Raw genomic sequence first — 8,850 nt, 5'->3', positions numbered from 1 at the left:
TCCCGGCCTTCTCGGTCAGCGCCGGCGAACTGGTGGCGGTGGTGGGCGCCAGCGGCTGCGGCAAGAGTACCTTGCTGGATCTGTTGGCGATGGTGATGGAACCCACCCAGGCGGACCGTTTTCATTTCAGGCCCCGTCAGGACACTGTGCCTATTGATGTGCGTGTGCTCTGGGCCCGTGCCCGGGAGGCCGAACTGGCGGGGCTGCGGCGCGACTATCTGGGCTACGTGCTGCAGACCGGTGGCCTGCTGCCCTTTATCAGTGTGCGTGACAATATCCGTTTGCCGGGGCGCATCCGTGGTGGTGTCGGTGGGCAGTCCGGGCGGATTACTGCACTGGCCCAGCGCCTGGGGGTGGCGACCTGTCTGGATCGTATGCCTCATGCCCTTTCCGTAGGGCAGCGGCAGCGGGTGGCCATTGCCCGGGCGCTGGCCCATGAACCCCGTCTGGTGCTGGCCGATGAACCCACGGCGGCGGTGGACAAGACCCGTGCGCGGGACATCATGCGGGATTTTCATGCCCTGACTCGCGATGAAGGTGTGGCGGTGGTGATGGTTACCCATGACGTGGAACTGGTGACCGACCATGCCGACCGTTTTTATACCTTCGATGTGCAACAGACCACTGCGCAAAGGACTCGCTCCGTCTGTCGTCCGCTCCATGCCGCGCAGTAGGTCTCCATGCCCAACAGCCTGAGCCCGTTTCGACTCATTCCCGCCCTGGCGGCCGCCCATCTGCGCCATGACTGGATACTCACCCTGTGCCTGGTGGTGGCCCTGGCGGCGGTGATTGCCCCCCTGCTGGTACTGATGGGGCTCAAGCACGGCACCATCGAGACCCTGCGCGAACGTCTGGTGGAGGACCCGATGTTCCGGGAGATCAGGCCCGCCCAGACCCGGCAGTATGCCCCCGCATGGTTCGACGAGGTCGAACGGTGGCCCGGGGTGGCCTTTGTCACGCCTACCATTCTGCCCCTGTCCTCGGTGCTGCAGGTGGTGCATTCGGGGACCGGCCGTACCGAGTTGTTCGATCTGGTGCCCACGGCGGCGGGAGACCCTCTGCTGCTGGAAAACGGCGCCCGCATCCCTGGCGAGGATCAGCTGGTGCTCAGCCATGAGGCTGCGCGTCGCCTGGGGGTGTCCGCCGGTGATCGTCTCACGGTGCGAGTAACCCGTTCGCGGGCGGGGCGCACCGAGCAGGCCGAGGAAGTGCTGGAAATCGTCTCCGTATTGGCATCCCGGGCCGGGCATCTGCCTCGGATCTACGCCCCCCTGTCGCTGGTACTGGATGTGGAAGCCTACAAGGAAGGCTACGGTGCACCCCGGCGGGGTTGGCCGGGAGAGACGCCGGAGCCTCACCTGAGCTTTGACGGCGCCATCCTGCTGCTGGAGAGTCCGCTGGATCCTATTGCCCGCACCGGCCTGGTGATCAATACCGGTTTTGCCCGGATGCAGGAAGCATCTTCGGAACGAATCCGCACCCTGCTGGGCTTCACCCCGCCGGCTCGGTTGCACGCCTATGAACTGCTGACCCCGGGGACGGCCGTCACCCTGTCCAACCTGCGTGCCATCGAACAGAAGCTCCGGGGGCAGGAACGCTGGTTGCTGCCCTATGTGACGCAGGTGCAGCTCCATGCCGGAGCGGATCTGCCTTGGTCACCGGTGGGTCTGTCCCTGACGGTTGAGCAGGCGACCCACCTGGGCGTCGATCCGACGCCCTGGGGCGGCTTCACGGGCAGCGCCCCCGCGGGCGAACGCCTAGTCTCTGTCCTGTTGCCCCGGGATGCCGGCTTGTCGCAGACTCCGCTGGTGGTCGGTAGCCGGGGTGTGGCACCTCTGTCGCTGGAGCTGGCCGTCCTGGGACAGACCGGCCTGGATCGCCCCGTGGTGCCGGTGGAGTTGCTGGGGGTGCTGCGTACGGCCACCCAGCGGGCGGTGATCCAGGACCCCGAAACCCGCCGTTTCGAGATGGCCCGGGGCGGTTACCGGGGATTTCGTCTCTATGCCTCCGGCATTGATGAGGTGCCCGCCCTGGCCCGACGCCTGGAGGCTCAAGGCATTGAATTCATCGCCCAGGTGGAAGCCATCGAACGCATTCGGATCCTGGACGCCGGTCTGGGCCGACTGTTCCAGCTGATCGCCCTGCTGGGGATCAGCGGCGGGACGGCGGTCCTGATCGCCAGTCTCTACGCTTCCGTGGAACGTCTGCGGCGGGATCTGGGGGTATTGCGTCTGCTGGGACTGGCGCGCCGGCATGTGTTTTTCTTCCCAGTGGCGGAAGGGGCGATGATCGCCGCCCTGGGGCTGCTGGCTGCCTTTGCCGGCTACGCCGCCCTGGCCATGACGATCAATCGTACCTTTGCCAGTGAGCTGGCGCCCGGCGAGCGTTTTTGCACCCTGCCGCCGAGCCATGTCCTGATGGCCATCGTCGCTACCCTGTCGCTGGCGGTCCTGGCCTCCCTGGTGGCCGCCTGGCGGGCCACTCATATCGATCCTGCGGAGGCCATCCGTGAACAGTGAATGGTGTGTTTGGGTGAACCGGCGACGCTGGTACCCCTGGGTGCTGTTGGTCGTGACCCTGATGAGTTCGTGGGCAGGCGCCGACGAGACACTCACCCCCACTTTCTTTAATCCCCGACCTGCAGCAGGGGATATCGTCCTGCCCATGCCCAACAGCGCCGAGATGGTGTTTCGGGCTGTACGGGTGCCCGGTAGCGGGTTTTGGGGGGATCGTGAGCGGATCATCCAGATCGGGGATGCCTCCGGGGGGATCTTCGAGGGTTTGCAGCGCACCCAGATCAGTGGTTCGTTTCCCAGTACGGACGGGCAGGGCTGGGACATCATCCTGGCCAAGTATGAGCTGACCCGGGCCCAGTATGTGGCGGTGATGGGCATGGATTCCCTGCTGGCGGTGAGCGGTGACCCGGAGGATCAGAAATTGCCGACCTTGCAGGGGCGGGCCCTGCGGGATGCCCTGACCCTGCCGCTGGCCTTTGTCAGCCACCAGGACATTCAGGCCTTCATCCGCCGTTACAACCAGTGGCTGTTCGATCCAGAGCATCCGGAGCGCGCCCTGGCATTGCCCCGGGTGGATGGTGTCCCCGGTTTCCTGCGCCTGCCCACCGAAGATGAATGGGAATATGCGGCCCGGGGTGGTCTGCCGGCCCTGCAGGCGGGGACGTTCAATGACCGGCTGTCGTTTCCCGAGCGTGAGATCAATGAATATGCCTGGCATCTGGGTAATGCCCGTCATCAGTTGCGGTCCGTCGGTCTGCGCCGGGCCGATACCCTGGGTTTCCATGACCTGCTGGGCAATGCCCAGGAAATGACCGCCGGCCTGTTCCGGCCCGAGGTCTGGCAGGGCAAGCCGGGCGGGGTGGCCGTCCGGGGCGGCAGCGTCTCCACACCGCAGGCAGAGCTCAGAAGTGCTCTGCGGGCTGAACTGGATGCCTATGCCTGGAATGCGGATCAGGGGCGCATGGAGGAGCGGCGGTCTTTCAATACCGGCGTGCGCCTGGCCATCGGTGCCAACGTGGTGGTCAGCACCGCCCAGCGCAATCGCATCGAGCAGGAATACGAACAGTACCGGGCGGACCTGCGGCGCACCATGCCTGTGGGCCGAACCCTGGACAACCTGGTGGCCCAGGCCGCGGTGCAACTGGGCACGGTGGAGCCCATCCTGGCCCGGTTGATGGAGGAGAACGTCGCATTGAGGGAGCCGCTGACCGCGGTACAGGCGCACATGGACCGGGCCCGGGAACGTCTGGAACTGGCCCAGCGGGAGAGTGCCCGCAGTCTGGCCCAGGATGCCGCCCGCAACGGGGTGAACCTGAGTGTCTACTTATCCCGCCTCAGCCGTCTGCAAGGCAGCCTGGAAACCGCTCGCCGGTTGGCTGAACTGTCCACCCGCTACCAGGAGCAGGTGACCGCGGTAGAGGCGTCGATCAGGGACCTTGACGGGGCGGCCCGGGAACAGTTGCAGGGCTACCGGGACAAGGTCTCCGCTCTGGGGGATTACGAACCAGCCTATATTGAACAGGCCTTTGCCGCTCTGGCCGCCCGCGAGACACCCAGGCGGGAGCAGGTAGTGCTGGAACTGCTCAGGACCCATGCCGAGGACTTCAATGAAGAGCGCCGGGCCGATCTGGACCGCTGGCTGGAAGACTACCGGGAGCGTTTTCGGGACTTTAGCGACGGCTAATGACTTATTCGACACTGAACGTGAGGGGGAAAGACCATGAATAACACCCATAAAGGTTTGTCACTGTTGTGCGCCGTGGCATTGCTGGGGGGATGCGCCACCATGGATGATCAGCAGCGTACCCGTGGGGAGGGCGCCGCGGGGGGCGCCCTGATCGGCGGCCTGCTGGGTTATGCCATCGACCGCGAGCGCGGTGCCGCGGTGGGTGCCCTGCTGGGGGGCGGGATCGGCTTTGCCGTGGGCAACGAAATCGCCAAGCGCAAGCAGGCCTATGCCAGCACCGAGGATTTCCTGGATGGTGAGATCGCCCGGGTGGCGGAATTCAATACCACGACGCTGGCCTACAACCAGCGTCTGAGCACCGAGATTGCACAGCTTGAAACGGAATCCCGCAACCTGCGGGCTCGGTACAACGCCGGCAATGCGGACCGCAAGGCCTTGCAGGCCCGCAGGGATGACCTTAGAGGCCGTATCGAGACGGCGCAGAAGCTGGAAAAGACCCTGGAAGACGAGCTCAAGGTCCAGAACGCCATTCTGGCCCAGGAAAGCAAGGGTCGACCCAAGGATGATCCCTACATCGCCCGTCTGGAGCAGGAGGTCGCGGCCCTGCAGGCCAACCTGGGACAGCTGCAGGAAGGCAGCGCCCAGTTGGCCCTTATCGATCAGAGGCTGTCCGTATGAAGGCTTGCAGGCTGATGGCGATCGCCCTGCCCATGGTCTTGCTGGCAGGCTGTGCCACTTCCACTGACCCCCGGGAAGGCGGGCTTCTGGGCGGCATTCAGGGATTGGGCAGCGGTGCCTATGACTCCCGGGTGCAGGAACGTGAGGCACGTCTGGAGGCGTTGCGCAGGACTCAGCGGGAACTGGAAGGTGAACAGGGTGACCTGGAAGCCCGCAAGGCCGAGCAGACCCGGCAGGTGGCGGCGGAGCGTACGCGTCTGGACCGACTCAATGCGGACGTGGCGGCCCTGGACCGGGAGATGGCGAGTCTGAGTGCGCAGCACGGCCGGGGTGATCAGCGGGTTCGGGAACTGCAAACCCGCCTGACCGACCTGAAACAGCAGATGGGCCAGCAGCAATCCGCCCTGGATGCCCTGGAAGGCAGTGGTCTTGGCGACAGTGATACAGACCTGCGTCGTCGTCAACTGGAGCAGCAGCGTCAGGCGTTGCAGAAGGAATATGAACTGCTCATGCAGCTGTCCCTGGAGTTGGCTCGTTGAAACGGAGTCTGGCGTTGTTGCTGGTCTGTCTGACCCTCTCTGGAGGGACTGCCTGGGGTAGCGGGAGCGGTGACGCAGCGACTCCCCTGGATGAGATTCGCCAGGTCATCCGGGAACGTGCACTGCATCCGCCCGCTGAATCGGTCCTGCAGGGGCTGACCGTCGGGAATCTGGAGCAGGATCTCCAGGCCCTGGATCCCCATGCCCGTTACTTTCCCGCGGGCACGTGGCGTTCTCCCATGTTGGGCCGGGATGCCTGGGTGGGGATCGGCGCCGATCTGGTGTTTGAGGACGGCAAGGTCATACTGTTGCCTTACCAGGGCGGCACTGCCGCCCTGGCCGGCATCGAGGAAGGCACACAGTTGCTGCAGGTCGACAATGCTTCCGTGGTCGGGCTTTCTCCCCAGGAACTCCTGAGCGTGCTGCGGGGGACGGAGGGAAGCCGCGTGGCCCTGACCTTGTTGCCCGGCGGACTAAATGCCGAGCCTGTGATGCAGGTGATTACCCGGCAGCGATTTCGTCCCCTGGACGTGGAGTTGCTGGGGCCGCCCGGGCAGCGGATCCTCAAGGTACGGGATTTCGTCGGCGGCCTGACACGGCCGGCGTTGCTGGCAACACTGGAGTTCGTGCTTGCATCACCGCGTCCCTCCGGTGATGGAGACATGCCCCTGATCCTGGATCTGCGGGTATCCGGGGGTGGGGATCTGTTTGAAGCTTTGGATATGGCTGCCCTGTTCCTGCCCGCGGGTGCCGTGCTGGGCAGTGTGCAAGGGGCTGACGGCCATCCCGCCATTTTCCATGCGCCACCCGGACGAAAGGTGGATATCCCCATGGTGCTTTGGGTGGGGCCGGATACGGCCAGTGCGGCAGAAGTGTTTGCCGGGGCGCTGCAACACCATGGTCGGGCGAAGGTCGTGGGGCGGCCGACCTTCGGCAAGTGCAGCAGCCAGACGGATGTCAGCCTGTCGGATGGCTCGGTGCTGCGCCTGACCAACCGGATGGTCCTGCTGCCCGGGGGCGAGCGCTGCACGGCCGCGGGCATCCAGCCCGATGTGGCGGTGAGTGCGGCGATGCTGCGGGATCCATTGCGTTTGCTCGGCGTGTCCAGAGCTCTCTTGCATGGCCGGCCCGAGGCCATCCCGGCTGTTGAACGTGAGCCGCAGATTCCTGATGAATCACGCTAGGAAAATAGCCTGACGGGATGTCAATCACCCTTGCCGCCCGGCAACGGGCGGTCTTTTTGTGATGGGAGTTCATGTCATGAATGCATTGCGTGGGTCCGTGCTGTTGTTACTGCTGTGGCTGCCGTGCATGTCCGGGGCGGAATCAGCGTCATGGCCGGATGAGTTGCTGGCACTGGAGCAGCAGGATCGCCTCACGGTACGCGCCCTGGCCGCCTATGGCCTCTTGCCGGATCGCTATCGCGCGCTGGCGATGGCGTTGCGGGGGCATGACCTGGATCTGCTGGCGGCGGACAGGCGCCGGCTCGAGAACTGGATCAATGAGGCGGCGCTGTCGGCCGAGCACCTCGCCGCCCTGGGGTCGTTGCTGGAACTCATGACCCCGCCGCTGGCGGTGGTCCAGGTGATCGGGACGGTGGATACCCGGTCTGAACCGTCGAGCAGCGCGGAATCGGGCCTCTGGTATGACGTGGTCCGTACCGTCGACCTCAATCTGCCGAACCAGGCGGCACCGATCGAGGCATCCCGCCTGTTACAGGATTCCCAGGGGCGCTGGCATGTGCTGTTCAAGCAGGTCAACGATGGCCGGGCGGCGATGGCGAGGTTGGATGCGCAGACCCTGCAGCCGGAAGCGACTCCGGTGCCGTTGATCCATGAGGGCCGCCCGCTGGGCTATGTCCATAACGGAGTTTTTACCCGCGATGGGGAACTGATCATCTCCCGCATGGCCATGGGTGGTGAATCACCCCTGCTGAGGCTGTTTCCAGGTACTGAGCGATTGGCCGAGGCGATCACCCTGACCGGTGAGGTCAATCAGGTGGGAGGTGCCTTTGATCTGGATCTGGACGGTGAAGGCAATATCCATGTGGTGGAGGCCGCGTCGGATTTTTCGGGTGTCAAAGGCGTGAAGAAGTTCTCGCCGGAGGGCCGCTTCCTGGCCTTTTTCAGTGGCCCCAATGGTCGCCTGGAACACCAGTATGGCCGTATCCGTGACCTTCGTATCTCCGCCGACGGCACCATCCATGTGGGGGATACCCATCGTGTGAAGCGCCTGTCCGCCGAGGGCGAATTATTGAACATTCTGGCTTCTCCGGCTGATGAGATGGCCTGGCGGGGCGGTCCTATTGCCGTGGATGACAGTGGCGCCGTCTTCCTTGCGGACACTGCCCATGGACGGATTCTCAAGTTCTCCCCGGGAGGGGATTTGCTCAGTGTCATTGGTCGACAGGGGAGCGGTACCGGCGAGTTCATGTTCCTGCGGGACCTGCAGGTGGATGCGGCCGGGCGGCTATATGTCCTGGACGACATGCAGGATGCCGACCGCAAGCCCCGGCTTCGACTGCAGGTCCTGGCGCCTTCCGACAAGGCACCCGAACCCATGCTGTCCGAGCGGCTGCACCTGGCCACTTGGGCGCAGAAGGGGGCCAGAGATATGGCGGTGGGTCCCGACGGTACCCTGTGGGTGCTGGCGCGTTGGGAAGAAAAGACGGATGACGGCGCCATCGGTGTGGTCAGGATTCTGCGTCTGAATCAGGACGGAGAACTGGCCGTGCACTTCGGAACGTGGGGGACGGCGCCGGAAGCCCTGAGTGTGCCGGAGTCGCTGGCCGTGGGGCCGGACGGGACGTTTTACGTACTGGATGTCGGCGAGTCCGGCCCGGTGGTCAAGGTTTTTGATCCTGAAGGCAGGTTCCTGCGGGGCTGGGGGACCATCGGGACCTATGAGCAGCGCGAAGAGCCGGGGCTGCTGCGCAGTCCGCGCAAGATCCGCGTGGCGCCGGACGGTACCCTGCTGATCACCGATCCCATGAAATTCGGTGTCCTGCGTTTTGATACTCAGGGAAATTTTCTGCATCAGGCGGGTCGAGAGCGGGAAAGGTACTCCAATGAGATCGAGGGGTTCCCCCAGTATCCCGAGGATGCCTTTGCCGCTGCCGACGGGCGCATCTTCATGCCGGACAAGAACAATGGTCTGATCCAGGTGTTTGATGCCGATGGTGCTTTTCTGAGGCTCATCCGGCGAGAGGGGGGATATCTGGGCGGACTGTCGATTCCCAAGGCACTGGTGGTGGATTCAAGGGGACACATCCTCGTCACCGAGGGCCATCATGTTCAGGCCTTCCACGGGGATGGTTCACTGCATCTGAGGCTGGGCGCGCCCGGGGGGCGGGACGGCCATTTTGACGAGCCGGTACGCATCGAAATCGCACCGGACGACAGTATCTATGTCCTGGATACCTTTCTGATCG

The 8,850-nt window shown here is 64.5% G+C and carries 7 protein-coding genes; all 7 read left to right on the top strand.

The features are described from left to right. Positions 1–674, top strand: a 674-nt coding sequence (locus tag LQ952_RS14605) for an ABC transporter ATP-binding protein (protein WP_238623357.1), incomplete at its 5' end; no start/stop codon positions are given. 6 nt (positions 675–680) lie between these two features. Continuing rightward, entirely contained in the window at positions 681–2,519 is a 1,839-nt protein-coding gene (locus LQ952_RS14600; protein WP_238623356.1) for an ABC transporter permease, read from the top strand. After that, positions 2,509–4,200: a formylglycine-generating enzyme family protein gene (locus LQ952_RS14595; RefSeq protein ID WP_238623355.1), complete on the top strand. Its 1,692-nt coding sequence runs from the start codon at positions 2,509–2,511 to the stop codon at positions 4,198–4,200. Before LQ952_RS14600 ends, LQ952_RS14595 begins: the two co-directional genes overlap by 11 nt. Positions 4,201–4,236: 36 nt before the next feature. Continuing rightward, entirely contained in the window at positions 4,237–4,881 is a 645-nt protein-coding gene (locus LQ952_RS14590; RefSeq protein ID WP_238623354.1) for a YMGG-like glycine zipper-containing protein, read from the top strand. A gap of 14 nt (positions 4,882–4,895) precedes the next feature. Further along, positions 4,896–5,420, top strand: a complete 525-nt coding sequence (locus tag LQ952_RS14585) for a hypothetical protein (RefSeq protein WP_238623353.1) — start codon at positions 4,896–4,898, stop codon at positions 5,418–5,420. Next, entirely contained in the window at positions 5,417–6,604 is a 1,188-nt protein-coding gene (locus LQ952_RS14580; protein ID WP_238623352.1) for a S41 family peptidase, read from the top strand. The genes LQ952_RS14585 and LQ952_RS14580 overlap by 4 nt, the downstream gene beginning before the upstream one ends. Positions 6,605–6,680: 76 nt before the next feature. Beyond that, on the top strand, positions 6,681–8,850 hold a 2,170-nt coding region (locus tag LQ952_RS14575; RefSeq protein WP_238623351.1), incomplete at its 3' end, for an NHL repeat-containing protein.

Source organism: Ectothiorhodospira lacustris (assembly GCF_022227785.1).
Lineage (GTDB): Bacteria > Pseudomonadota > Gammaproteobacteria > Ectothiorhodospirales > Ectothiorhodospiraceae > Ectothiorhodospira > Ectothiorhodospira lacustris.
This window is presented reverse-complemented; position numbering and strand designations above follow the sequence as displayed.

Excerpts from the sequence above, each read along its gene's own strand:
- LQ952_RS14600 (WP_238623356.1), top strand. The coding sequence starts at position 681 with ATGCCCAACAGCCTGAGCCCGTTTCGACTCATTCCCGCCCTGGCGGCC.
- LQ952_RS14590 (WP_238623354.1), top strand. The coding sequence starts at position 4,237 with ATGAATAACACCCATAAAGGTTTGTCACTGTTGTGCGCCGTGGCATTG.
- LQ952_RS14585 (WP_238623353.1), top strand. The coding sequence starts at position 4,896 with ATGGCGATCGCCCTGCCCATGGTCTTGCTGGCAGGCTGTGCCACTTCC.